This window comes from Flavobacterium eburneipallidum (assembly GCF_027111355.2).
GTDB lineage: Bacteria > Bacteroidota > Bacteroidia > Flavobacteriales > Flavobacteriaceae > Flavobacterium > Flavobacterium eburneipallidum.
Genome location: NZ_CP114291.2, coordinates 247,404 through 273,409 on the forward strand (window position 1 = coordinate 247,404; position 26,006 = coordinate 273,409).

At 36.8% G+C, this 26,006-nt stretch carries 18 protein-coding genes; 4 read left to right on the top strand and 14 right to left on the bottom strand.

The features are described from left to right. Positions 1-2: 2 nt before the first annotated feature. From OZP15_RS00920 to OZP15_RS00985, 14 genes are all read right to left on the bottom strand, one after another. Positions 3-632, bottom strand: a complete 630-nt coding sequence (locus OZP15_RS00920; protein ID WP_269226636.1) for a DUF2291 domain-containing protein — start codon at positions 630-632, stop codon at positions 3-5. 6 nt (positions 633-638) lie between these two features. Beyond that, positions 639-1,574 carry a D-ribose ABC transporter substrate-binding protein gene (locus OZP15_RS00925; protein WP_281336751.1) on the bottom strand — a complete coding sequence of 312 codons (936 nt, stop codon included), beginning with the start codon at positions 1,572-1,574 and terminating at the stop codon, positions 639-641. A gap of 52 nt (positions 1,575-1,626) precedes the next feature. Then, positions 1,627-2,598, bottom strand: coding sequence for a transketolase family protein (locus OZP15_RS00930; protein WP_281336752.1), 972 nt, complete (start codon positions 2,596-2,598; stop codon positions 1,627-1,629). A 4-nt stretch (positions 2,599-2,602) separates the two neighbouring features. Further along, complete coding sequence (locus OZP15_RS00935) at positions 2,603-3,424, bottom strand: transketolase (RefSeq protein WP_281336753.1); 822 nt, start codon at positions 3,422-3,424, stop codon at positions 2,603-2,605. A 7-nt stretch (positions 3,425-3,431) separates the two neighbouring features. After that, a complete protein-coding gene (locus OZP15_RS00940; protein WP_281336754.1) occupies positions 3,432-4,850 on the bottom strand; it encodes an L-fucose/L-arabinose isomerase family protein in 1,419 nt (472 codons plus the stop codon). Between the two features lie 16 nt (positions 4,851-4,866). After that, complete coding sequence (locus OZP15_RS00945; RefSeq protein WP_281336755.1) at positions 4,867-5,631, bottom strand: DeoR/GlpR family DNA-binding transcription regulator; 765 nt, start codon at positions 5,629-5,631, stop codon at positions 4,867-4,869. Between the two features lie 270 nt (positions 5,632-5,901). After that, positions 5,902-7,308 carry a T9SS type A sorting domain-containing protein gene (locus OZP15_RS00950; RefSeq protein ID WP_269226644.1) on the bottom strand — a complete coding sequence of 469 codons (1,407 nt, stop codon included), beginning with the start codon at positions 7,306-7,308 and terminating at the stop codon, positions 5,902-5,904. A 174-nt stretch (positions 7,309-7,482) separates the two neighbouring features. Then, complete coding sequence (locus OZP15_RS00955; protein WP_281336756.1) at positions 7,483-8,451, bottom strand: glycoside hydrolase family 5 protein; 969 nt, start codon at positions 8,449-8,451, stop codon at positions 7,483-7,485. Between the two features lie 10 nt (positions 8,452-8,461). Continuing rightward, complete coding sequence (locus OZP15_RS00960; RefSeq protein WP_269226645.1) at positions 8,462-9,697, bottom strand: glycoside hydrolase family 27 protein; 1,236 nt, start codon at positions 9,695-9,697, stop codon at positions 8,462-8,464. Positions 9,698-10,033: 336 nt separating this feature from the next. Beyond that, a complete protein-coding gene (gene galA / locus OZP15_RS00965; RefSeq protein ID WP_281336757.1) occupies positions 10,034-12,916 on the bottom strand; it encodes a beta-galactosidase GalA in 2,883 nt (960 codons plus the stop codon). A 126-nt stretch (positions 12,917-13,042) separates the two neighbouring features. Beyond that, positions 13,043-14,101, bottom strand: a complete 1,059-nt coding sequence (locus OZP15_RS00970) for an IPT/TIG domain-containing protein (protein WP_281336758.1) — start codon at positions 14,099-14,101, stop codon at positions 13,043-13,045. A gap of 16 nt (positions 14,102-14,117) precedes the next feature. After that, a complete protein-coding gene (locus tag OZP15_RS00975; protein WP_281336759.1) occupies positions 14,118-15,722 on the bottom strand; it encodes a RagB/SusD family nutrient uptake outer membrane protein in 1,605 nt (534 codons plus the stop codon). Between the two features lie 12 nt (positions 15,723-15,734). Then, positions 15,735-18,932, bottom strand: coding sequence for a SusC/RagA family TonB-linked outer membrane protein (locus tag OZP15_RS00980; protein ID WP_281336760.1), 3,198 nt, complete (start codon positions 18,930-18,932; stop codon positions 15,735-15,737). A gap of 317 nt (positions 18,933-19,249) precedes the next feature. After that, on the bottom strand, positions 19,250-20,128 hold the full coding sequence (locus OZP15_RS00985) for an AraC family transcriptional regulator (protein WP_281336761.1): 879 nt from the start codon (positions 20,126-20,128) through the stop codon (positions 19,250-19,252). Between the two features lie 280 nt (positions 20,129-20,408). Between OZP15_RS00985 and OZP15_RS00990 the strand changes: the two genes are divergently transcribed. The 4 genes from OZP15_RS00990 to OZP15_RS01005 all read left to right on the top strand — a co-directional run bounded on the left by OZP15_RS00990 (position 20,409) and on the right by OZP15_RS01005 (position 26,001). Beyond that, positions 20,409-21,554 (top strand): glycoside hydrolase family 26 protein, encoded by a 1,146-nt coding sequence (locus tag OZP15_RS00990; RefSeq protein WP_281336762.1) that lies wholly within the window; start codon positions 20,409-20,411, stop codon positions 21,552-21,554. 22 nt (positions 21,555-21,576) lie between these two features. After that, the gene (locus tag OZP15_RS00995; RefSeq protein WP_281336763.1) at positions 21,577-23,502 is read left to right on the top strand and encodes a sodium:solute symporter family protein; all 1,926 of its coding nucleotides are present in this window, start codon (positions 21,577-21,579) and stop codon (positions 23,500-23,502) included. Positions 23,503-23,532: 30 nt separating this feature from the next. Continuing rightward, entirely contained in the window at positions 23,533-24,723 is a 1,191-nt protein-coding gene (locus OZP15_RS01000) for a glycoside hydrolase family 130 protein (protein ID WP_269226657.1), read from the top strand. Between the two features lie 93 nt (positions 24,724-24,816). Then, entirely contained in the window at positions 24,817-26,001 is a 1,185-nt protein-coding gene (locus OZP15_RS01005) for an AGE family epimerase/isomerase (RefSeq protein ID WP_269226658.1), read from the top strand. Positions 26,002-26,006 lie beyond the last annotated feature (5 nt).

The window sequence follows — 26,006 nt, forward strand, 5'->3', positions numbered from 1 at the left end:
CGCTATTTGGAATTAATTTCGAGTTGCAACGGAACGATTTCCATATTCTCCGTCTTTGGATTCGATTGGCTCATTTCTATTCCACCCAAAAAAGAAACACTGTCTCCTTTTTGAACTTTCGCAGTAAATGGAGCCACGATTTCGGCTTTTATGAGTTTGTTGATTTCTTCTGAAACGTTGTTCAAATCCATTGTGTTGCTGAAATCATCAATGGAAATCAAGCCTGAACAATCCCTCGACGTGTTGCCAAAAATGTATTGGATGGCCAGTTTTATTTCTTCTCCCGAAGCTGTTTTAAGAATAACAAATTCCTCGTCGATGGCCGTTACTTTGCCTTCGCCTTTGACGAAGAAATATTTCATGTCGCCTTCATTTTGAAAATGACTGAAAGCTGTAAATGCCTTTTTGGAGTCTTTTTTCATTGCCGAAAGCAAATCCGAAACAGCAACCGCTTCTTTTTTGGCAGCCGGGATTTTCTCCAAAAGATAGGTTTTGGCGTAAGCCTTCGCATCAAAAACAGTTGCTATTTTTGACACCTGCATTTCGCTTATCTTTTTAAAATACACCGAATTGTACAGCAGCAATCCAAAAAAGAGCAGTATTAAAAAATACTTTATGATTTTTTGTACCATAACTCGTTATTTTTTACCGTAAGCAATGTACTTGTCAATGTTTTCTTTGGTTACCACCTCAACAGCGATAGGCAATTTTTTAGGAAAATCCTTTTTGCCCTTGAAATATTCATCGGCATAAGTGGCTGCAGTTTCGGCGATAACTTTAGGGAATTGCATGGCCGTGGCCGTTAATTTTCCTTCCTTGATGGAATTGATGGCATCTTCTGCTCCATCAAAACCAAAAACTTTTACTTTATCGGCTTTGTTGGCGGCAACCAATGCTTGGTATGCACCCATTGCCATAGCATCATTTCCACAAAAAACACCGTCAATATCGGGATGTGCTTGCAAAATAGATTCCATCACTTCCATCGCTTTGTTACGATCGAAATCGGCACTTTGTTGGGCCACCATTTTCAAACCTGGATAATTATCCACCGAACTATGGAAACCTTTCGAGCGATTCCAAGTGTTGTTGTCGGAAACAATCCCCAATAATTCAACATAATTCCCTTTTTTGCCTAATGTGTCCACGAACAATTTTCCCAATTGCACGCAAGCCGAATAACTGTCCGAAAGGATTTGCGAAGTCGCCGCATCGGTAGAATTAATTTCCCTGTCCATACAAAAAACAGGGATTCCAGCTGCTTTAGCTTTAGTAGCATTGGCAACAGAACCCGCTGCATCTGTCGGATTGAATAAAATAGCGTCATAGCCCGAAGAAATGGCGTTTTCGAAATGATCGCTTTCCAATGCCGTGTTGTTTTGAGAGTCAAAAATCTTGGATTCGTATCCTAATTCTTTTGCTTTTTTGGCGGCAGTTTCCGCTAAAAACACAAACCACGGATTGTTCAAAGTTGAAACTACAATGGCAATTTTCTTTGGTTCTTCGGCTTTATCGGATTTTTTGCAGCTGGTTAAACTGGCAAAAAGTACTAAAGCTAACAGTAATTTTTTCATAAAAATGGGTTGTTTTTTGGTTGTTAATAGATTTTTATATTTCAAATAATAATTACTTTTTTCCGATTAATTGAAGTGCCGTTTCGGTCAAACCTTCTTCGGAAATTCCGTAATGATTCAATATTTCGGTTTGCGAACCCGTTACGGTATATTCGTCGGGAATGCCCACAATTTTGAAAGGTTTATGAAATTGGTTTTCCAATAAAAAAGAGGCACAAGCTTCGCCTAAACCACCGTAAACGCTGTGTTCTTCGATCGTCATAATCGCACCTACTTCATTCGAAAGTGATTTCAATAAATTATAATCCAATGGTTTGATGGTGTGCATACTCACCACCGTAGCTTCGATATTGTGTTCTGTTTTTAACTTTTTTGCGGCTTGCAAAGCAGGATATACCGTTTCTCCAGTCGCGATTATGGCCAAATCTTTTCCTTTGGCAATGACTCTGCCTTTTCCGAATTCGAAAGTGTTTTCTTTGTCTTCCGTCAAAAGCGGCATTGGTTTTTTTCCAAAACGAAGGTAAAAAGGCTTGTTGATTTGACTGGCTTGTCGGATGGCTTGCTCGGTTTCGAAATTGTCCGCAGGTGCCACAATTATCAAATTGTTTATGGCTCTCAAAGCCGCATAATCGTGCAAACTGTGATGTGTTGAACCCAAGGCACCGTAACTCACTCCAGCGCTAATCCCAATCAATTTCACGGGATTATCGGAATAAGCCACATCATTTTTGATTTGTTCGAACGATCGGGCAGCCAAAAAACAGGCTGGTGAAACAGCAAACGTTTTTTTGCCTGTAGAGGCCAATCCAGCAGCAACTCCCACCAATACTTGTTCTGCGATTCCGACTTCTATGATTTGTTTTGGATATTTTTTTGCAAAAGGAACCAATTTTCCCGATCCTCTGGAATCGCTGGTAACGGCCAAAATATCTTGATCGTTTTCCGCCAATTCCTGCAAGGTCGAAGAAAAAACTTCGAGATTCGCTTTGGCATTATCTGCCGTAATTTCTACATGATTTCCCATTATTCTAGTTGTTTGCTGCTGCCGTTAATTCTTCAATAGCTTGTGCATATTGTTCCTTGTTGGGAACTCCGTGATGCCAGCTCAATTGATTTTCCATAAAACTCACGCCTTTGCCTTTTACCGTGTGGGCAATAATCAAATTGGGTTTCCCTTTTTCGAATGGAAGACTGGCAAAGGCTTCTTGCAATGCTTTTACATCGTTGCCGTCCACGTGTTTCACTGCCCAGCCAAAGCTTTCGAACTTGGTGTCAACGGGATCGGTATTGCAAACATCGGCCGTTGGGCCTGAAATTTGCAAAGTATTTTTGTCAATAATGGCGCATAAATTGTCGAGTTTGTAATGCGCTCCCGTCAAAGCGGCTTCCCAATTGGAACCCTCGGGTAATTCGCCATCGCCCAACAAGGTAAAAACACGATAGTCTTTATCGTCCAATTTTGCGGCAATGGCTGTTCCTACGGCAAGTGGCAAACCGTGTCCCAAAGCTCCCGTGTTTTGTTCGACACCTTTTATTTTGCGGGTGGGATGTCCAATATAATGGGATTTGTATTTACACAAAGTATTCAAATCGTCTTCGGGGAAAAATCCAACATCTGCCAAAACCACAAAAAGAGCTTCCACGCAATGACCTTTACTTTGAATGTATCGGTCTCTGTCGGGAGACGTAAAAGTTGCTGGACTTACCTTGAGAACTTCATTGTACAAAACATTGATAATGTCAATACTGGAAAGGCTTCCGCCGGTATGTCCGGCATTGGCACCAACAATATATTTCAATATTTTTTGACGGTATTGGTTCGATTTTTCTATCAATAATCTTGTGTTCATAATGCCATTATTTTGATTTTGAATGGTTGTAAACTTCCCAACCCATATAATTTCCAAGTGCTTCCTCAAGGATAGCTGCGGTTTTGGAAGCATTCATCACCACGTGATGTTCGAAACCGTTTTTGCACACATATTGCATCAAGTCTTGCAATCCATCGATTTGAGCAACGGCCCTGTTTCCAAAAGTATTCAATGGGTCATCAGTCAATTCGCCTTCTCCCAAATATACTTTGATGACTCCTTTAGGATCGTCGGTGCTGATTCTTCCGTAAGTCAATGGCGAAGCTGGCGTGCGACCGTCCAATGCGCCATAAGTATTTTCTACTCCAACCGTTGTCCCTAAAATGGGAGCATTGCTGATTTGAATGTCAGGCAAGAATGATTTTGCCCAGTTTCCGCAGTGAAAAAGCACGCATTTTTCATCATCATCCGCATAATTGTTGTTCCAATCCACCAAAGCACTTGGCGAACCCGAAGCCAATTGCATCGCATACATTGTCAAAGTTCCGGTAACGTCCACTTCGCAGGCACTTGGCAACATATTTTCGCTCATCATACTCATACTCGTACACACGTTGCAACCGTAATTTTGCTGCAAGGAAGTCCAACATTGAATGGCTGTGGCATCCAAGAAATTGTCGTCCATAAAATGTTTCAAAACCACATCGAGTTTTGCAATTTGAATCATCGCTTCATCAGGTGTTTTTCCTTTTGGAGCATAAGCCAAAATTTTGTCCAAATGTTCTTTTACTTCGGGATGGTCTTTGGTCAATTTATTGGCATTACCCAAAATTTCGGACAAATCCACTGTGGTTACCGAAATCCCGTTGCGTTGCAATATTTTCTCGCTGTATCTCACGGTATTAAATCCGCCCGGTCTTGCTCCAACGGCTCCAATTCTCACTTTTCGTAAACCTCTCACCACGCGACAAACTGCCACGAAATCGGTTAATTCTTTGGCGAAAGCCGGGTCTTTTGGATGCAAAACGTGATTGTCGGTAAGCGTATATTTTATTCCAAATTGATACAAGTTGTTGCAAACCGAAATCTTGCCACACCAAGAATCTCTTCTTCGGGCAACGTCCAATTTGGTCAATTCGTCTGGATAGGCCTGAATCAAGACCGGCACGTTCAAATCGGCCAGTTTCAAGGTTTCGGCCACACCACGTTCGTCCCCGAAATTCGGAAGGATTACCAAAACTCCGTTGATTTCGTCAGCGTGTTTCTTGAATAATGCCGCACATTTTTGGGCATCTTTGAAAGTTTCCACTCCGCCTAATTTGGTGTCTTCTTCTCCAAGAATAACGTAGTTGAGTTTCAGTTTTTCGAATTGTTCGATTACGTCCAATCGGGCTTCTGCTACTAATTTGTCTGGAAAAAAATCTCTATTGCCTATAATGATGCCAATGCTTGCTTTCTGTTTCATATTTGTATTTTCTTTTTTATTGTGCTACAATTATTTCTATTTCGTTGTCTTTGAATACTTGTTTGTCACGCTCTTTGATTCCTGAATCGGTAATGACATAATCAATGAGCGATAATGCGCCAAGGCTGGCCAATGAACTTTTTCCGATTTTGGTAGAATCGGCGACCAAAAACGTGGTTTCTGCTGCATCTATCATTGCTTTTTTAACCACGATATCACTGATGCTCGGATACGTCAAACCTGCTTTTAAGGACAATCCTGCGGTAGCCAAAAAAAGTTTATTGACATTCAATCCTTTAAAAAAATCAGCCGCTTTTTGACCTGTTAAGGATAAAGTAGGCGGTTTAAATTCGCCTCCGGTTACAATCAATTCAATGCCGGGTTCGGTTCCCAACATCAAGGCGATGTTTAAAGCGTTGGTAATCACCGTCAGATTTTTGAAGCCTTTCAATTTCTTGGCGATTTCCGTGGTAGTCGAACCAGAATCCAAGATAATGCTGTCGCCACTTTCGATATATTCGAGACATTTATTGGCGATTGCTTCTTTTTTGTCCAAGTTCTCCTGATTCGAAAGCGAAAAACTGCGCACTTGGTCTTCGATATTCTTCAGATAAGCTCCGCCGTGTTCTCGCAACAGCAAACCTTCTTTTTCCAACTTTTCCAAATCTTGCCGGATGGTCACTTCGGTCACCTTGAACAGCTTGGCTAGGTTGATTACTTTGGCAGAACCGTCTTCGGCCAAAAGTTCCAATATTTTGTCTTTTCTCTGTTGAGGAAGCATATTAATTTTCTATAAAGAGTTTGTTTAAACCAAAAACAACCTTTCGTTTGTTTTCGATTTTCAAATATAACAACAAAAAAGAAAGATAAACGAAAATTATAGTTAATTTTTTTATGGGATTAAGAAAAAAATGATAGTTATTGGAAAAATCTGTTTTTTTAAACCATATAAGACATATAAGGTCATTTAAGTTAGAGTTATTTGGAATATATAAAACCAAAAAAGGCTCACATTGCTGCGAGCCTTTCGTGTTTTTGATTCAATCGAAAATTATTCTTTTATAAATTTTAAAGTTGTGGAAGCTTCCCCAATTTTGATGGTACACAAATAAATTCCTTTGGCTAGTGTTGCTACATTAACAGATAATTTATCATTAGACGACACATTCTTTTTGGAATTAGAAAGCACTTTTGCCCCAGTCGTTGAATATAAATCTATTGTTACTTCTCCTGAAATAACATCTGATAATTCAATGTTTAAAATATCAGAAGCAGTTGTTGGATATAATTTCACCCCATTTAAAGCGTAATCTTCTAGACCTAAATTAGGACAATTAGTAGAAATCACTCCCGTTGCCGAAACTTGCAAGGTTGCTCCTGCTCCACAACTAGCATTGGAAACATAAGCCGCAACATTCGCTACCGGCAATACAGTGTAATTATAAGTTGGTTTTACAGCCGTTAATTTATCCAAACCTGTAACAACTGTTGGAGTTGTTCCTTTAGTGCAACCATCAAATTTTACGGAAGTAGTTCCAGAACCTTCGGTAACTGGACTCGAAATATTACTATTACCCGTAGCACCCACTTGTTCAAAATTACAATTCTCTACATAACAAGTCGTACCGCTATTTCCAGCACCCAAACCAACAGCAGAAGCTCCTGAAACGCTAGTTTTGAAATAACAATTTAGCACGTGCAACTCGGCATTTCTGGCTCTTGGCATTCTGGCCTTACAACCTTCTGCCCAATAACAATTTTTAAATGTAACACTAAATCTACCATCAGAAGAAGGTAAGTCAGTAATTCCTGAACCTACTAGATTAGTAAAACGATGATCGGCAGAACCACCGGTTCCTCCTGCAATAGCAGGTTTAAGATAAGTAAATTTACACCAAGAAACGGTTGTGTTGTCCGCTTGCCCTTTAATATCAAAATTGCCGTCCATTCCGTCTTGAAACTCACAATGATCGACCCAAATATTTCTGCCTTCATTGGTTAGCAAATCTCTACCATCTGCGTCAAAAGCTCCTGGTCCTTCGAAAATAAGATTTCTGACAATAACATTATTTGAACCTGATTTAATATACAAAATTCCTGAATTAGCAGCAGATGTCGAAGAATCACTCGCCGATGGAGGAGTAGAAGTTATGGTTATTTTAGTGTTTCTTAATTTTGCTCCTGGCAATCCAATAATGGTTCTGTTGGTCAACAAAACACTAGTGTAATCACAGTCGATAACTCCCGAAACCAAAATCACGGCATTGGTCGTTGCTGTTGAATTTAGGGCATTTTTTAGGGCAGTGTAGGTTGTCACTGTTATCGTGTTGGAAGCTGTTGGCGTTCCAGCTCCTGTGGCAGTTGCTCCAAAACCTTCTGGAGTTGGCATATAATAATTTTGAGCAGCAAGACTGCAAAAGCCTAATACAAAAAGGCTTAAAAATAATAATTTTTTCATTGTGTAAAAGTGGTTAGTTCAATAGATGCGGCGCAAATTACAACAAAAAACAATATATGTAATCGATTGCATAAAATTTATTGGTTTTTTACACACTATTCATAAAAAAAAACTTTTTATTAAGATAATCCTTTGACTCTTAACAAAAAGTGCTTTGTGAAAAGCAGTAAATACTTACTGTCTTTTAGGATTGTATTTTCGTAAAAATTCCCTCGTTTTTAGACCTGATTCTTTCAAATCTTCGTCCCTCCATTTTCCCTTTGATTTTGCTGATTTTTTGAGCATCGAACAGGTTTCGTCCTTGTCGGAAATGGACCAAGTGATCCAGCTAATTTTTCTTTCTTCCATCCAATCGATGTATTCCTGCCAAGATTTGTAATCCATTGGGCCGTCGCCTGTGGCTTCCATTCCTGCTGATTCAGAAACAAAAATAGGCAAGCCACTTTTCAGGGCTTCGTCGGTTCGATCTCGCAATTCTTTTTTGTGGGTTGCGGCATAAAAGTGCATTGTGTACATCAAATTTTCATAGCCTTTTATTGGATCGGCAGCTGGAAGATGTACATCTTGATCCCAATGTGGCGAACCAATCAAAATAATATTATCCGGATCATTGGCACGAATTACCTTAATTATCGCTTCAGAATAGGCTTTTACTTCCGACCAAGTTTCTTGATCTGGTTCATTAAAAATCTCATAAATTACATTGGGATACTTTCCATATTTTTTGGAAATTTCATCAAAATAATTCGTGGCTTCTTTTAGATTAATGTTGTGACTGTGCCAATCGATAATCACATAAATATCGGATTTAATTGCCCCTTTAATGACTGCTTCGATTTTATCTTTGGAAAACTGTGATTCTTTTTGATACGAATGTTCGCCAACTTCGATACCCATTGCGGCACGAACAATGTTGCAATTAAAATCATTTTTGAGCCAAGCCACCGCTTTTTGATTATAAAACCTGGGCCACATACTATGCCAGCCCAAACTGACTCCTCTCAAAACAATTGGGTTTTGATTTTTATCAACCAACTGCGTTACTTTTACTGAAAGTTGCCCGTGTTTCTCGACGAATTGTGCGTTTGAGAAACAACAAACGAACACTAATACAACTGTAAAGATTTTAGATTTTGCAAACATCTCTTTTAGTTTAAGGAATTAATTTCAACGTGATTACATCGTGAGCTATAATATCGCCTGTAAAATTCTTTTTGGTTGTTCCTGCTTCTTTGTTTTTCCAAAGGTCTTTGATTTTGAAAATAGTTTTGTTAAAATCGGCTTCGTAACCAAAATCAGCATCTTTAATTGGGTTTTTCTTCCAATCGAAATTGATTTTTTTAGGCAATTCGGTTCGGTTCAAGAAAGTAATTGCCCAAGCGCCATCGGATAAGGGTTTTACCCAAACCTCAACACCATCTTCTACCGTTAATTTGAATCCTTGAATTCCTAATTTATCCTGATCAACTGCAATTAGATTTTTATTGGTCAAAATAGCCAATGTTTCTGGTTCCATTTTTCGAAAATCATTTCCAGCAATAAGTGGCGATGCCATCATACACCACATCGCAAAATGAGAGCGGTCTTCTATAGTTGTCATTTCATTACCCACTTCCATCATATCAAAATCGTTCCAATGGTCTGGACCTGAATATTTACGAATGTCTTTTCGCATTTCGACAATTTTCATAAATCCCCATGATGACCAATTTTCGGGATGTTTGAATTCGCAATCGAAACAAGGATAAATATCGCCAGAAATTCTCCAAAGATTTCCCACAGGTTCGCCCCATTCCCACGGTTGATTGTCGCCCCATTCGCAAAGGCTAAAAACAATAGGTCTTCCGGCTACTTTCAATGCATTACTCATTGTCGTATAAGCTTCTTTGGCCGTGATTCCAGCAGTGTTACACCAGTCGTATTTTAGGAAATCGATTTCTAATTTGGCATAAAAACGAGCGTCTTGGTATTCGTAACCACGAGTTCCGGGATAACCCGCACAAGTATGTGTTCCAGCGCAATTGTACAAGCCGAATTTCAATCCTTTGGAATGCACATAATCTACAATGGCTTTCATTCCGCTTGGGAATTTTACTGGGTCTGGAATTAAATCGCCATTTTCATCTCGTTCTTTGGTCATCCAGCCGTCATCGAGTACAATATAGTTGTAGCCAGCAGCAGCCATTCCAGACGAAACCATTATATCTGCTGTTTCTTTGACTAATTTTTCGTCGATATTGGTGGCGAAGGTGTTCCAAGAATTCCAACCCATTGGCGGCGTCATTGCCAAGCCTTTGAATTTTCCAAATTCCTGCTTTCTGGTATTTCCTTGAGCAAAACCTAGAATTGTTGTTGCAGATAAAAGTAGTGTTAAAAGTAATTTTTTCATTTTATGTATTTTTTAATGATGGTGTTTTATTATCCAAAATGTCATTGAATTAAATAAATCCAGCGGATTTCAATGTTTATAGCAACCAAGATTCCATACGATACCAACTCCAGCGGGGTTGCATTATTTAGAATGATACGACCCTGCTAGGGTCGTTGCCTCAATCGGATATTATTTCTATAAATATTTGACCTTTCCAAGGTCTTTTAAATTATTAAATTGAGATAAACTAAAGACTATTATTTTACTGCATTTATTTTTAATTCAGATTTTTTAAGTCTTATTTGACCTTTCCAAGGTCTTTTAAATTATTAAATTGAGATAAACTGAAGACTATTATTTTGCTGCATTTATTTTTAATTCTCCTTTTTTGAGTCCATTTGCTGTTGCGGTCAAAATAATTTCGCCCGCTTCACCTGTCGATTGCACTATGACTTGTGCCAAACCACTAAACAAAGTACGTTTCCAGGTTGGAGCAGCTTCGATAAGTTGAATGGTTCCAGGATTGGTATTTACTGGATTCCATATATATTTATAGGTCAATGGTTCGGCTATGATAACAATGCTGTTTTTTCCTGCACGAAGATTGGCTTTATCCAATACAAAACTGTCTCCTTTTTTGTTTTCGGGAATGGTAATAGCAATTTGTTTTCCATTAATATAAATGGACTGCGATTTACCGATGCTGTTGTAAAAAAAGTTGATTTTGCAATCTTTGAAATTTTCGGGTAAATCAAAATTAGTTCCATAAATTAGCGCTTTGACTTTTTTTTCAAAAACCGTATCTCGGAGCTCTTTGAAAGCAGTATCCCAATTGGAAATATCCAAATTATCGCTGGTTTCCGTAACTTCAGAAATCGAATTGATTATTTTTTCTTTGAGATTCGTAATAGGAATAACTGTTATTTTTTCTAAAAATTGATCGGGTTCTACTGATGTTGGTTTTCCGTTTCCAACCCCAATTATTTTCCCTGGACCAGATATACTAAAACTTACTTCGTCTTCGGAAGTAGGAACTTGTAAGCCTGATTTGTCTTTGGTGTCAACCGTAATCATTGCAATATCAGTTCCATTGGCTTGAACAGTTTTTACATTCGAATGTAAACCAAGAGCAACGGCATCGGAAGTAGTTTTGATGGTTTCGGTCAAGAATTTCTTGCCATTTTTATAACCAATGGCTTCTAAAGTTCCGGCTTCGTAATTGACTTTCCATTCTAAATGACCATTTTTTTCGACTGTTTTTTTGCCTAGGCTTTTTTTGTTTAAAAACAATTCTACTGCATCGCAATTGCTGTATGCCCAAACGTCTATAGGTTGTCCTTCTTTTCTTTTCCAGTTCCAATGTGGCAAAAGGTGCAGGACAGGTTCTGTTCCCCACCAAGCTTTCAAGTACCAAGCATCGTCTTTGTAAAAAGCGCATTGGTCTAACATTCCAAAATAAGAACCTGTTGATGGCCATTGATACGGTGTGGGTTCTCCACGATAATCAAATCCTGTCCAGATGTACATTCCGGCGAGATAATCTCGAGAATCGTAGTGTTTCCAACCTTGCTCAATGCTGTACCAATCTTTGGATTGTGGCAAATCATAAGCGGGTTTGTAGTGCTTTTCGCTGTCTTCAAAATAAATGCCTCTTGTGGCTACTGTTGACCCTTCTTCAGTTCCCCAACTGGCTAGATTTGGAAATTCACGGTGGTGTTTGTCGGTGGTTTCTTTTCCGCCGTGTTTGATGTAATTGTAGCCCACAACATCAACCGCCGTGGCAATTCCGTTATCCCAACTACCACTTATTCCGGCTGTTATTCCTCTGGTAGTGTCAATCGTTTTAGCATAATCTTGAATGGTTCTTGTCATTCTAGCGCCTTTAATATCGCCTTCAATTCCCCATTCTTCATTGGCGATAGACCAACTTATAATGCTTGGATGATTTCGATCTCGGAGCATCATTCGTTTTAATTCCGTCAATTGAGTATTTGTAATTCCCATTAATCGGGTTTCGTCTATGACTACCATTCCCAAACGGTCACAGGCATCCAATAATTCTGGTGTTGGCGGATTGTGGGAACAGCGATAGGCATTGGAACCGAATGATTTTAAAGTTGCAATTCGAAAATCCTGTAAACCATCGGGCATTGCTACTCCAACTCCTGCGTGGTCTTGGTGATTATTGGTTCCTTTTATTTTGAGGTGTTTTCCGTTCAGAAAAAATCCTTTATTGGCATCAAAACGCAACGTTCTGATTCCGAAAGTCGTCGTTTGAATATCTGTTAATTCATTTCCTGAATAAATATTCGTCACCATTTTGTGCAAATACGGATTAGCAACTGACCAAAGATTAGGATTTGAAACAGTTAATTCAGTTTCAAATTCTTTGGTTTCCATTGGTCGCAAATTCAAGTTATCAATCGTAGCCGTTGCAATTGATTTTCCTGAAGCATCATAAACCGTTTGTATTATTTTGAAATTTTGAGTTTTACTCCCTTCATTAATCACTGAAACTTTTGAAGCTAATTCTGCATTGTTTATATTTAATTTTGTTGTGCTTACAAAAGTTCCGTCAGCGGGAACGTGTAAGGAATTGGTTTTGTTCAGCCAAACGTGTCTGTAAATTCCAGCACCTTCATAAAACCAGCCTTCTTCCATTGTAGCATCTACTCGAACTGCGATTGTATTTTCGCCACCATAGTTGATATAATCGGTAACATCGTATTCGAAACCCAAATAACCCGATGGATGTATGCCTAAATAATGTCCGTTGAACCAGACTATCGCATTGCGAAAAACGCCATCAAAAGCGATGTGAATTCTACGCCCGTAATCTTCTTTTGGAATGCTTATTTTTTTTCTATACCAACCAATGCTGGCTTCTGGAAATTGTCTTCCAATATTTTTGAAACCGTGACTGAAACTTGCCTTTTCGCTAAAACCTTGCTCGACTGCCCAATCGTGTGGTAAGTCGAGTTTTCGCCAGGAGCGATCGTCAAAATCTTTGGCGGCAGCTCCGTCACCATAAGTGGTTTTGGCCAAATAAGAAAAATAACCTGTTCCGTTATTGAAATCTTTGCTGGTATCAAAAGGATGACCAAAGGCGAATTGCCAATTTTTATCGATAGAAATATGCTCTCTCGGCTTTTCATTAGAAAATGATTGCGAGAAAACCGAAACACAACAGCAATAGAATAATAGGAATAGAAATGGAATTTTATTAGAATTTTTCATGGAATGAATTTTACATACAAGTATAGGAAATTGAAATATGACTTTAAAAAAACTACTTCTTAAAAAAATATTCCCTAACTTTTCAATTAGGGAATATTTCAAACTAACTTCAACTAAAACCAATTACTATTTTAAAACAAATCCAAGATCATCATACAAGATTGTATTGCCTCCGTCGTTATTTGATTCTTGAAAAGTTAGCATCCAAACACTTGAAGGACTATCCCAATAACTCAACGGAATTTCAATATATGTCCATGTAGTTGTAATAGGTAGTTCGTAATTTTTACCTCCATTGATATTAAAATTAACTTTTCCTGCTTTTAATCCTTTTACAACAATTCTAAATGCTTTGTACGGAGTCATATCAACATTAAAGCCCCAGTTTCCGCCATCCCATCCGCCATGAACCCATTGCCAAGATTTTGTTCCTTGATAAGCATCTCCATCATAATCAAAATTCACTCCTTTACCTGCCCATGGTCCGCCCCATTGAACACCATGCAAAACATCATCATACAGAGCAGTTCCGATGGCTTCTTTAGAAGTTGCTGAACCTGATATATTAGTTACGGTAAGGTTTCTATAATCAGCATTTGCTGGTAATTTTACCACTATTTTTTCTAAAGTAGAAGAAACTATAGTTACAGGAACGGCTGGTTTTGTAGCAGTTGCAGCAAGGGTAACCACTGGATTTAGAAAATATTTACCAGTAATAGTCACTTCGGTACCTGCTGTTGCATTTATTGGGCTAAAGCCTGTAAATGTTGGCGATGGCGGAGCTACAACTAGGTCATAAAATACGGTTCCGTTAGCTGTTACTACTTTTAATTTGTTTGACGCATTTGCATAAGGCGTGTTTTCATCCACCAATACAATTATTTCGGTATCGGTCACAAAAGTAGGTCTGAAATAAGTTTCGTAATCATTAAAATAAACTTTACTTACACTACTTAATCCTGTTCCTCTGATGATATAATAATTTTTAGGATCTACTTTAGTAACTGGTGTAAGAGGCAACAGGTTTCCTGCTAAATCATAACCCGAAGGGAGCACGCTCGTGATAACGGGCGGAGCTGTAGCATTCGTTTGTGTGTCGTCGTCATTGGTACAAGAACTAAAAAGTACCAAAGTTAACATCCATGCTACACATGTTGTGAACCAAGCTGTCTTTAAATTTTTCATATTTCTATTTTTTAAATTATTTGAAAGTATAAGGTACTACTTCCTTTAGTTTTGGATTTTTAATCAAATCATTTTCAGGATAAGGCAATAGAAGATTAGTAGCAGTGATTTTAATACGTTTTTCGGTATTTCTATCACCTCTATTTTGTGCTTCTAAGATGGCTTTGGCTTGAGCAAAAGGCAAACGTCCTAAATCGAAATAATAATCTCCTTCGCAGGCCAATTCTGCACGTCTTTCTTTGAAAATATCATCAAATGTGATGGATGTTTTTTCGGCTACACCAGCTCTTTTACGAACGGCATTGAAGGATTTTAGTGCAGCAGGATCTGATGTAGAACCTGTTTGTGATCCTAAAATAGCTTCGGCATGAATTAATAATAATTCAGCATAACGCATCATGTAGCTATTCATACTACTTTCACCATTAAATGGTGGGTTAAATTTACCTGTGATAGGAAGGTTTTCTTTTCCGATTACATATTTTTTTAATCCAGCTCCTGATAATTGAGCCTCATTCTCGATTTTGAAAGTATATCCTAAAAGGATTGGAGCACCTAAAGCTAATGTTTCGGCATAGCTCAAATTTGGATAATAATCGCCTGGTAACATGAAGGTTTCTATTCTTCTTTTGTCTCCAGGACCATATACATTTTTGATTAAATCTTGAGATGGAGCGATTTGTCCTGAATAAGTAGTTTCTACTAATCTATTTTCTGGAGCAAATAAAGTATTAGAAAAATTTCCATCAAAATAAGTTCCAGCTCCTGTCCATTGCCATGCAAAGATTGACTCTTGATTGTTGTTGTTTTTTTGTAAAAATAAATCGGCAAAAGACATAGTTGGTAATTCTTCTCCCCCTAACAATTTGAATTCTCCGCTATTGATTACTTCGGCAGCCATTTGTTTGGCTTCGGCATATTTCTTTTGATACAAATATACTTTGGCTAAAAAGGCTTTGGCCGAACCACTAGAAACATGAGCATTAGCAGCATAATTTGTGCCTCTGTTTTTAACTCTTAAATTAGCAATAGCAAATTTTAAATCATTTTCGATAAACTTATAAACGTCAGCAACGGGGTTACTTGGAATTACAAAGTTTTGAGAATATTCGGCATTGTTCTCGATAATTGGCACGTTGCCCCATAATCTTACCAAGAAAAAATAAGAGAAAGCACGAATAAAATGGGCTTCACCCATAGCATTGTTTAGGGCTTCGGCACTTACATTAGGTCCAACACTTTTAGGCAAATTGTTGATATAAGCATTAGAATTAGCAATGGCTCCAAAACAAGATCTCCAAGAATCTTGAATGTATGGGGAAGAATTGGTAAAACTCAAATCGGTAAATTTCCCGAAAGTGTTAAATTCTGCTGCATACATATTTCCTGAAATAACATCGGTTATTCCATAAAATCCTTCTTTGTTCATGTTGAACCAAACCAAACCATAAAGCCCATTGGCTGCATTGTCTAATTTTTCGTCCGAGTCATAATAATTTCCTAATGTAGGAGCTCCTTCGGCAGGAACGTCTATAAAATCTTGTGAGCAGGAAGACAAAATTATTGATGTTACTAGTAACGTTACAATAAAATTTATTTTCATTTTTATTATATTTTTCATAATTAATACGTTTTAAAATTCAATATTACAACCAAAAGAAATCAATCTTGGCGATGGATAGCGACCACTATCTACTCCACTTAACAAAGCGTCTTGGTTAAAAGAACCTACTTCGGGATCATAGCCTGAATATTTGGTAAAGGTGAATAAATTTTGTCCTGTAGCATAAATTCTTAATCGAGATAATTTCATTTTTGACAATATATCTGATGGTACAGAGTAGCCTAAAGTTACGTTTTGAATTCTTAAATAAGAGCCATCTTCTACGAAACGAGTGGATATGGCGTTATTAATATTATCAAAAGTTGAAGGTCTTGGCAAGGCAGCATCTAAATTAGAAGCGGAATAAAAATCAGCTGCTTCTGTTAAAGCATTAACTCCTAACATACCATTAAGGGTTCCTGACAATCGAGTTAAATTCATCAATTTATTACCAGATGTTCCTTGTACGAAAATAGACAAATCTACATTTTTGTATTTGAAGGTATTAGTAAATCCGAAAGTAAAATCTGGATTCGGATTTCCAATAGTAGTCAAATCTTTAGTATCTATGATTCCGTCATTGTTTTGATCTTTATAAATAACATCTCCTTTTGCAAAATTAGGCAGCAAAGAGTTGGTTCCGTCTTTCAAAACTACTTTAGTACCACCGGCATTGGTATAACCATAAGTAAGCAAATCAGCATCAGTTCTATAAATTCCTAAAGCCTCATATCCTACATAAGATCCTATTGGTAATCCTTCTTGAGTTCTAGAAATTGTCATGGTGTTGTAAGCCAAAGTATTGGCTGTTTTTATGATATTCAACCCTGCCATATCAGCTACTTCATTAACATACTTGGTGAAATTCAAATTGGCATTCCAAGAGAAATTATCTGTGAATTTTTTATTGTATCCTAAACTAACCTCAATTCCTTTATTGACCATTTTTCCAAGGTTAAAAGAGGGTGGATTTACCCCACCTTCATAATCACCACCTCCAGAAAGGAACATTGGCAATGGAACTTGATAAAGGAAATCTTTAGATACTTTTCTGTAAACATCAACGGTTGCATTGAAACCAGAATTAAACAATGTAAAATCTAATCCTAAATTGGTCTGCTCTTGCGTTTCCCATGTCAAATCTTTATTAGGAGTATTGGCAGGTAAAAATGAATTACCCATGGAGCTATTTATTAAATGTAAATTTGAGTCGAATAAATTATTACCAATCTGATTGTTACCTGTTTCTCCGAAACCAAATCTAAATTTAATATTGTCTATATATTTTTTGGTCCCTTCCATGAATGTTTCGTTTGATAACTTCCAAGAAGCTCCAACTGATCTAAAAACACCCCATTTGTTGCCAACAAAAAATTTAGAAGAACCATCTGTTCTAATAGCTGCAGAAACACCATATTTACCAGCATAATCATAAACAGCTCTTCCAAGATAGGAGGATAAAGTTTGTGTTCCGCTATACGGAAATTGTAATACTGCTTTTGACAAATCAGAATCAGCAAGTTCTTTTCCTGAATTATCTTTAAATCCTGTAGCAGTTAGAGAATGTCCTTCCCAATGTGCTCTATTCGATTCTTGAACGGCCAATACAGTAAAGTTATGTTTGCCTATTGTATTTCTATAAGTCAACATATTTTTTATGTTCCAAGAGTTGCTCATAGATGGTCTATAATACAAATTTGCAAAGCTTTTTACAGCATTTCCAAGAGAATACATAGGGTCAAATTCTTTATTCAAATTATTTTCTGTGTAGCCTCCAACTTCAAAACGATAGTCAAAACCTTTAAATAAATCAACTTGAGTATAGAAATTTCCAGAATAATTTTTTCTAACTAATTTATTAGAACCCAATAAAGATACCGCAACAGGATTAATAAATGAGGTTTGACCACCTACTGGAGGCCCCGAAAAAGCACCTGTTAATTCTCTAACACTTACATCTGGTGTACTCAATAAAGAAGTAGCGATCACACCATTGAACTGACCATTTAAAGTTAGTTTTTCATCAGTATGAGCTCCACTAATATTAACTCCTACTTTTATAAATTTATTGATTCTTGCATCTAAATTAGTTCTGAAATTATATCTCTTAAAACCTGATTCAATAACAATACCTTCTTGATTCAGAATTCCACCTGAAACATAATAGCTTATACCATCTTTTCCGCCCGAAAATGATACTTGGTTAGACATCATGATTCCTGTTTGATAAATTTCTTCTTGCCAATCTGTTCCTTTACCTAAAAGAGATGGATTTGCAAATTCTTGTCTTGGTGTAACATTATAAGCATCAGCCAAAGCATTTTGATAAATGGCATATTGTTGCAAATTCATAGAATCCAACTTTTTAGGAATTGTACTTATCGAATAGGAAGTGTCAAAAGAGAATTTTCCTGTTCCTTTTTTTCCTGATTTTGTAGTTACGATAACAACACCATTAGCACCACGAGAACCATAAATAGCAGTTGCCGAAGCATCTTTCAAAATATCTATAGATTCAATATCATTAGGATTAATAGAAGCCAAAGGACTTAAAGTAATGTTACCCGCATTCGAGAAATTAGAATTTCCTGTAGCACTTCTTCCAGATGTTGAAGAATTTCTGGCATCACCAGAAATAGGCACTCCATCAATTACATACAAAGGTTCGTTAGTGCCTGTCAAAGAAGAAACTCCTCTAATTTTTACAGAAACGTTACTTCCTGGCTGACCTGAATTACTGCTTACAGTAACCCCAGCGGCTTTACCTTGCAACATCTGATCGAAAGACACCACTTTCAAATCTTCAATATCACTTGATTTAATTGAAGAAATGGCACTGTTTACATCTTTTCGCTTTTGTGTTCCATATCCCACTTGAACTACAACTTCTTTCAAATCTTCGGTGGCTGATTTTAATATTACATTAATTTTTTCAGCTCCTTTGATGGCAATGTTTTGGGAAACAAAACCTACGAATGAAAACGATAAAGTACCATTTGCAGGTGCGTTGATTTCATATTTCCCGTCAATATTAGTTGAAACTGAAACCGAAGATCCAACAACTGATACATTTACACCAGGTATTGTCATTCCCGATGGATCTGAAACCACACCTTGTACTTTGGTTTGAGCAGTAATACTACTACTTGCTAGTAGTAAAAAACACAACATTGGAAATGCAATGAGATTCCCTTTCCAATGTGTTAAATGAAACAATAGTTTTTTCATAATAAATGTTTAGTTAGTTAATGGTTGCTGATTGCTGTGGTTGGTATTCAACAATCAAATTAATGTTAATTATTTTATAAATTAACAAAGACAAATTTAGGACAGTAAGTAACATCAAATTAGTATTATTCTATCATTTCATGATAATATATTTTCAAAATGAAAAATATAATTACATATAATAAAATTATATTTATATTTTTTTGAACAATATATATTTAATTAATATAATAAATGTAAAATATACAATTATAAAAAACAAAAAAGCTCCTTGAAAAAACATCTCAAGGAGCTTTGAAATTAGGAGAAATACAGCCTTATAAAATCCTTTTTAGCCCTGAAAAATCTTCACGGTATTGACTAGGAGTACATTTCTTAAAAGCCTTGAAACTTCTATTAAAATTAGCAATATTATTAAATCCAGATTTAAAAGCAATTTCAAAAATACTCAAGTCTTTTTCTACTAACCATCTGGCTGCGTATCCAATACGGATATCATTAATATAATTGACAAAGGTTTTTCCTGTACGTTTTTTTATAAATCGGTTAAAAGAAATGGTCGTCATATTAGCAACTCCTGCCACTTCTTCTAAAGACAATTTTTCGGCAAAATTCTTTTGAACATAATCATAGACTAATTTCATCTTATCATACTCTTCGAAAGTGTCATTTTCGACCGTAAATGTGGATAAAATCCTTTGATTTCGGGAGTTCGCAAGGTCATATAGAATCGAAACTATCTCCAAGAAATAATCCATTCCGTCCAGCTTGGATATCTTCATTAACCGTGGAGTGAGCATTTCTGCTACCTGTTTTGAAAATAAAATACCATGTATAGAACGGTTAAACATATCCTTTATAGGAGTCATAATTCGCCTTGACAACAAAAATTCATGAAACAGATCATGATGAAACTGAATCGTTATTTCGTGTATTCCGTTATTTTTACATTTATTTATTTCCCATCCGTGGTACAAATTAGGGCCAACAAGAACTAACTCAACATCGTCAATCTCTTCTATATTATCGCCTACCACGCGTTTAACTCCTTTGCCATTCAAAATAAAATTGATTTCATACTCTGGATGATAATGAACCGGAAAATCAAAAGTGTCTTTAATTCTATCAAAAACCAAAAAACTATCTTGAGCGGCTAGCGGAACTATTTCTCTGTGAAAATTCTTAAAAGTTGCCATAATCCATTTTTTTATTTGCAATAATAAGATATAATATTGACAAAATAATACTAATTCAAAACATCTTAATGGTATATCTTTGAAAAATAAATTTTCAATTTTACATATTAAAAACCACATATAAATACAATATGTTTTTTAAGATATGATTTTTTAACATTTTGATAAAAAATTAATAAAAACATGATTTTTAAAAACAAACAATTCTAACCATACCGAATCGGTTTTGAAATCAATTCAAAATTCATTTCAACAAATTCAAAAAAAAACTAAAATCAAAATGATAAAATCGAATCCTATAGTCTTCTTTTTTTTAGCATGGAGTGCATCATTTTCGGCTTTTTCTCAAGGCAATAATACTAAATTGTCATTAAGTGATACAAAAGCAACAAAAAGCACAACACAATTATACCAAAACCTACAAAAATTAACCCAAAAAGGAATATTATTTGGGCATCAAGACGATTTGGCCTATGGCGTAAACTGGAAATATGAATCAGGTAGAAGCGATGTAAAAGACGTTACAGGCGATTATCCCGCAGTATATGGATGGGATTTGGGAGGGTTAGAAAAAAAATCAGATAAGAATATTGATGGCATTCCTTTTGACAAAATGCGACAATACATAAAAGAAGGACATTCTCGTGGCGGAATCATTACTTTGAGTTGGCATTTTGATAATCCTTTGACAGGAAAAAACGCTTGGGACATTACCCCAAAATCACTCGTATCGGTATTACCTGGAGGTGAAAGTCACGAAAAATTTAAGTCTTGGCTAGACGAAGCCGTGACTTACATCAAAACTCTTAAAGATAAAAGCGGAAAACCCATTCCGATACTCTATCGTCCGTATCACGAACTAACAGGAACTTGGTTTTGGTGGTGCAAAAACAACGCAAATCCCGAAGAATTCAAAACTTTATGGAAATTTTCGATGGCGTATTTTCAGAAAAAAGGAATTCATAATTTGATTTACGTTTACAACACCGCCGATTTTAATTCGAAAGAAGAATTCCTAGAATATTATCCTGGAACTGATTATGTTGACATTTTAAGTTTTGACAAATACCAATACAACGACCCTACAAAAGACAATTCATTCGTAGAAAATTGCCAAAAACAATTCAAAATAATGAACGAAGTTGCCAAGGAACAAAACAAGATTATGGCTTTTGCCGAAACGGGTTATGAAGCCATTCCGTATTCTAAATGGTGGACAGATACTTTGCTAAAAGCCATTGGGAATTATAAAATTTCTTATGTATTGGTCTGGCGAAATCACGGTTGGCAAGAATCCGAAAAGAAAATGCACTATTACGCTCCCATAAAAGGAGACGTCAGCGAAAAAGATTTTATAGATTTCTATAATCTGGATCGCATTTTATTCGAAAAAGACGCTGCCAAAGCGCAACTTTATAAAAAATAACTACTAAACTAAATAACCAAAAATGAGATTATCTCCAATTGATTTAACCATCATTGCCGCCTACTTCATTCTGATGATTGTAATAGGTTTTGTGATGAAAAACCGAGCCAAACGCAGTAAAGACAGCTACCTTTTAGGAGGAAAAAAACTGCCTTGGTATATGTTAGGATTAAGCGATGCCAGCGATATGTTTGACATATCTGGAACCATGTTGCTAACGAGTATGGCTTTTTTATATGGTTTCAAAAGTGTTTGGATTCCGTGGATGTGGCCTGTTTTTAACCAAATATTCTTGATGGTTTTCTTAAGCAAATGGCTGCGCCGAAGTAATGCTACAACGGGAGCCGAATGGCTGGGAACTCGTTTTGGACTTTCGGACAAAGGAGTCAAACAAAGTCACGCAATTGTAGTGGTTTTTGCTCTGATGCTTTGTATTGGATATATGGCGTATGCGTTTGTAGGCGTGGGCGAATTTCTAGAAATATTCATTCCGTATGAAACTATAAAAGAGGTTGTGCCATTTTTAGACCATCATCTCGAAAATCTTACCGTAGGTTCTCCTGAATATCTTGAAGGTATAATTGCAGCCAAATCTGCAACGGCACAATTCTACGGCGTTAGCATTTGCATTATTGCTACACTTTATAGTATTGCTGGCGGAATGCACGGAATTGTCCTAGCCGATTTTATCAAATACATGATTATGATAATCTGTTCTATTTGTGTTGGAACTATTGCCATGCAACATTTAGCCGCATCGGGAATCAACATTTTAGACCGAGTACCGTTGGGTTGGGATAATCCTATTTTTGGTAAAGAACTCAACCTCAACTGGAGTAAACTCTTGCCAGATGCCCAAGTAAAATTACAAAAAGACGGCTACAAATTGTTTTCGGCTATTGTAAGTATGATGTTCTTTTCCGGGGTTTTAAAAAGTTTAGCTGGTCCAGCACCTAATTACGATTGTCAGAAAATTTTAAGTACAAAATCGCCTGAAGAAGCCAGTAAAATGAGTGGTTTTATTTCGGTTATTCTGATGCCTGTTCGCTATTTTATGACCATGGGATTGTGTATTCTGGGTGTATTGTATTTCAAAGAATTGGCCTTACATCAAACCGCAGATGGTGTGAACTTCGAAAGTATCATGCCAGCTGTTATCAATAAATATTTACCTGTTGGATTAGTCGGATTAGTATTAGCTGGATTTCTGGGTGCTTTTATGAGCAACTTCTCTGGAACACTAAATGCAGGTCAGGCGTATATTGTAAATGATATTTATTTGAAATTCATAAAACCCGATGCTGCCCGAAAAGAAATCATCAATATGGGATATCTGTCTGGAATTGTAATGGTAATTCTAGGGGTTGGATTAGGATTATTGATCAAAGATGTCAATATGATTTTCAACATCATCACCGCTGGATTATACGGTGGTTTTGTGTGTGCCAATGTCCTAAAATGGTATTGGTGGCGTTTCAATGCCAATGGCTATTTCTACGGAATGTTGTTTGGGATTATTGCCAGCGCCATTCCTCCTGCCTTATCTGTTTCGGGAGTTACAACCTATTTTGACGGAACGAGAATGCTGTATTTCTTCCCAATTTTTATCTTAATCCAACTTATTGCTTGTATTATCGGTTCTTATTCCGCTCCCCCAACAAACGAGAAAACATTAATTGCTTTCTATAAAAACGTACGCCCTTGGGGATTTTGGAAACCAATTCACGAAAAAGCCTTGGCAGAAGATCCAACTTTAGTAAAAAACAAAAATTTCAAAGTCAATATGTTAAACATCGGATTAGGAATTGTAGGTCAAATTCTACTCACGCTTCTCCCAATGTATTTAATCCTTTCCAAATGGAGCGCACTTGCCATCGTCCTGGTTTTCCTCGCTGGAATTATGATTGTCATGAGAAAAACTTGGTGGCAGCGATTATCCGATTATTAAAATAAAAATTAAGCATAAAAACATATCAATATGTCAACATCCATTCTTTCAAAAAATCTAAATTTTGAAGCCTTAAAGAAAAATCATCAGGAATTAATAGAAAAACAAAATCGCCCTGAAGACTTTCCTAATGGCATCTATACTCGCTATAAAAATCCAATCCTTACAGCAGCTCATGCACCTATCGAGTGGCGATACGATTTGAATCCAGCAACCAATCCATTTGGTATGGAACGCATCGGCATCAACGCTACTTTCAATGCTGGAGCAATGAAATGGGGCGACAATTACGTTCTAGCCGTTCGAGTAGAAGGCATCGACAGAAAATCGTTTTTTGCCATTGCCGAAAGCCCGAATGGTATCGATAATTTCAAATTCTGGGACAAACCCTGCGTCATTCCACAAACCGAAAATCCAGACACGAATGTCTATGATATGCGTTTGATAAACCACGAAGACGGTTGGATTTACGGCATTTTTTGCACCGAAAGAAAAGATCCAAAAGCACCCAAAAGTGATACCAGTTCGGCTGTTGCCAATGCTGGAATTGTTCGTACCAAAGATTTAATCAATTGGGAACGTCTTCCAGATTTGATTTCGAACACAGGACAACAACGCAATGTAGTCTTGCATCCCGAATTTGTAAACGGAAAATACGCTTTATACACCCGTCCACAAGACGGATTCATCGATGTTGGAAATGGTGGCGGAATCGGTTTAGGATATGTTGACGATATGAATAATCCAGTCGTAAAAGACGAAAAAATCATCTTCGGGAAACAATACCACACCATTTATGAACTCAAAAACGGTTTAGGTCCAGCACCAATCAAAACTGAAAAAGGCTGGTTGCACATGGCACACGGAGTACGAAATACCGCAGCTGGATTGCGTTACACCCTATATTTATTTATGACAGATTTGAATGATATTTCCAAAGTGACTCACGTTCCTGCAGGACATTTTATGGCTCCAGATGGAATAGAAAGAGTAGGCGATGTATCGAATGTATTATTCTCAAACGGATGGATTGCCGACCAAGATGGAACCGTTTTTATCTATTACGCTTCTTCCGATACCCGAATGCACGTAGCGGTTTCTACAGTAGAAAAATTAGTAGATTATGTAATCAACACACCGGCTGATACATTTATTTCTGCAGGTTCTGTGAATACAATTATTACACAAGTAAATAAGAATAAAGAATATTTAGGAGATTAATAATTTTGAATGCTCCGCAAAGTCTCCGACTTTGAGGATGCGACTAGCTGTCTCCGACCGCCTTTCTAACAAAATAGTTATAAAAACAAAAACGTGTTCCAAAAAACAAAAAATCTAAAAAATGAACTCAACACCGAACTCCATAACATTATGGCGTATTGGTCAAAACATACTATTGACCAAAAAAATGGTGGTTTTGTGGGTCAAATAAATTTTAAGGAACAAACTAATTTAGAAGCGGAAAAAGGTGCGATATTAAACGCCCGAATTTTATGGTCTTTTGCAGCAGCTTATACAATTACAAAAGACGAAGAACATAAAAAAAATGCCCAAAAAGCTTTCGAATTTATTCTAAAGTATTTTTATGATTCGGAATTTGGCGGAATTTACTGGAGCATCAATCCTGATGCCACTCCAAAAGACACTAAAAATCAAATTTATGCTTTGGCTTTTGTAATTTATGGGATGACCGAATATTATGCGATTTCCAAAGATGAAAAAGCATTAGAAATTGCCATTTCTTTATATAAAAAAATACAGGAATACAGTTACGACCCAATCCATAAAGGTTATTTCGAAGCTTTTACTCAAGATTGGCAACCTATAGATGATTTGCGTTTGAGCGATAAAGATGCCAACGAAAAGAAAACGATGAACACGCATTTGCACATTGTTGAAGGATTTGCCAATTTATATAAAGTTTGGAAAGACGAAACACTTCGAGATGTCATCATTGAATTATTAGAAACTATCGAAAAGCATTTTATCAACGAAGAAACGGGACATTTACGATTATTCTTTGATGAAAACTGGATCGAAAAACCAGATGTGATTTCGTATGGACACGACATTGAAGCGGCTTGGTTGTTATTGCAATGTGCCGAAATTGTTGGTGATGAAAATCTCATTAACAACTATAAAAAATACGCCATTCAAATGACAGACGCTACTCTCGAAGGAATTGATAAAGATGGTGGTTTGTGGTATGAATTAGATCCAGAACAGAACAAATTGGTAGCCGAAAAACATTGGTGGCCACAAGCCGAATTAATGATTGGTTTTTATAATGCCTATCAACTTACTGCCGATGAAAATTACCTAGAAGTTGTGCTAAAAAATTGGGCGTTTATAAAAAACCATATTCTAGACAATCTAAATGGAGAATGGTTTTGGGGCGTTAAAGAAGATTATTCATTAATCGAAAAAGACAAAGTAGGTTTTTGGAAATGTCCGTATCACAATAGCAGAGCCTGTATTGAATTGATTAACCGAATTTAAACCAC

Excerpts from the sequence above, each read along its gene's own strand:
- OZP15_RS00920 (WP_269226636.1), bottom strand. The coding sequence starts at position 632 with ATGGTACAAAAAATCATAAAGTATTTTTTAATACTGCTCTTTTTTGGA.
- OZP15_RS00925 (WP_281336751.1), bottom strand. The coding sequence starts at position 1,574 with ATGAAAAAATTACTGTTAGCTTTAGTACTTTTTGCCAGTTTAACCAGC.
- OZP15_RS00930 (WP_281336752.1), bottom strand. The coding sequence starts at position 2,598 with ATGGGAAATCATGTAGAAATTACGGCAGATAATGCCAAAGCGAATCTC.
- OZP15_RS00935 (WP_281336753.1), bottom strand. The coding sequence starts at position 3,424 with ATGAACACAAGATTATTGATAGAAAAATCGAACCAATACCGTCAAAAA.
- OZP15_RS00940 (WP_281336754.1), bottom strand. The coding sequence starts at position 4,850 with ATGAAACAGAAAGCAAGCATTGGCATCATTATAGGCAATAGAGATTTT.
- OZP15_RS00945 (WP_281336755.1), bottom strand. The coding sequence starts at position 5,631 with ATGCTTCCTCAACAGAGAAAAGACAAAATATTGGAACTTTTGGCCGAA.
- OZP15_RS00950 (WP_269226644.1), bottom strand. The coding sequence starts at position 7,308 with ATGAAAAAATTATTATTTTTAAGCCTTTTTGTATTAGGCTTTTGCAGT.
- OZP15_RS00955 (WP_281336756.1), bottom strand. The coding sequence starts at position 8,451 with ATGTTTGCAAAATCTAAAATCTTTACAGTTGTATTAGTGTTCGTTTGT.
- OZP15_RS00960 (WP_269226645.1), bottom strand. The coding sequence starts at position 9,697 with ATGAAAAAATTACTTTTAACACTACTTTTATCTGCAACAACAATTCTA.
- galA (WP_281336757.1), bottom strand. The coding sequence starts at position 12,916 with ATGAAAAATTCTAATAAAATTCCATTTCTATTCCTATTATTCTATTGC.
- OZP15_RS00970 (WP_281336758.1), bottom strand. The coding sequence starts at position 14,101 with ATGAAAAATTTAAAGACAGCTTGGTTCACAACATGTGTAGCATGGATG.
- OZP15_RS00975 (WP_281336759.1), bottom strand. The coding sequence starts at position 15,722 with ATGAAAAATATAATAAAAATGAAAATAAATTTTATTGTAACGTTACTA.
- OZP15_RS00980 (WP_281336760.1), bottom strand. The coding sequence starts at position 18,932 with ATGAAAAAACTATTGTTTCATTTAACACATTGGAAAGGGAATCTCATT.
- OZP15_RS00985 (WP_281336761.1), bottom strand. The coding sequence starts at position 20,128 with ATGGCAACTTTTAAGAATTTTCACAGAGAAATAGTTCCGCTAGCCGCT.
- OZP15_RS00990 (WP_281336762.1), top strand. The coding sequence starts at position 20,409 with ATGATAAAATCGAATCCTATAGTCTTCTTTTTTTTAGCATGGAGTGCA.
- OZP15_RS00995 (WP_281336763.1), top strand. The coding sequence starts at position 21,577 with ATGAGATTATCTCCAATTGATTTAACCATCATTGCCGCCTACTTCATT.
- OZP15_RS01000 (WP_269226657.1), top strand. The coding sequence starts at position 23,533 with ATGTCAACATCCATTCTTTCAAAAAATCTAAATTTTGAAGCCTTAAAG.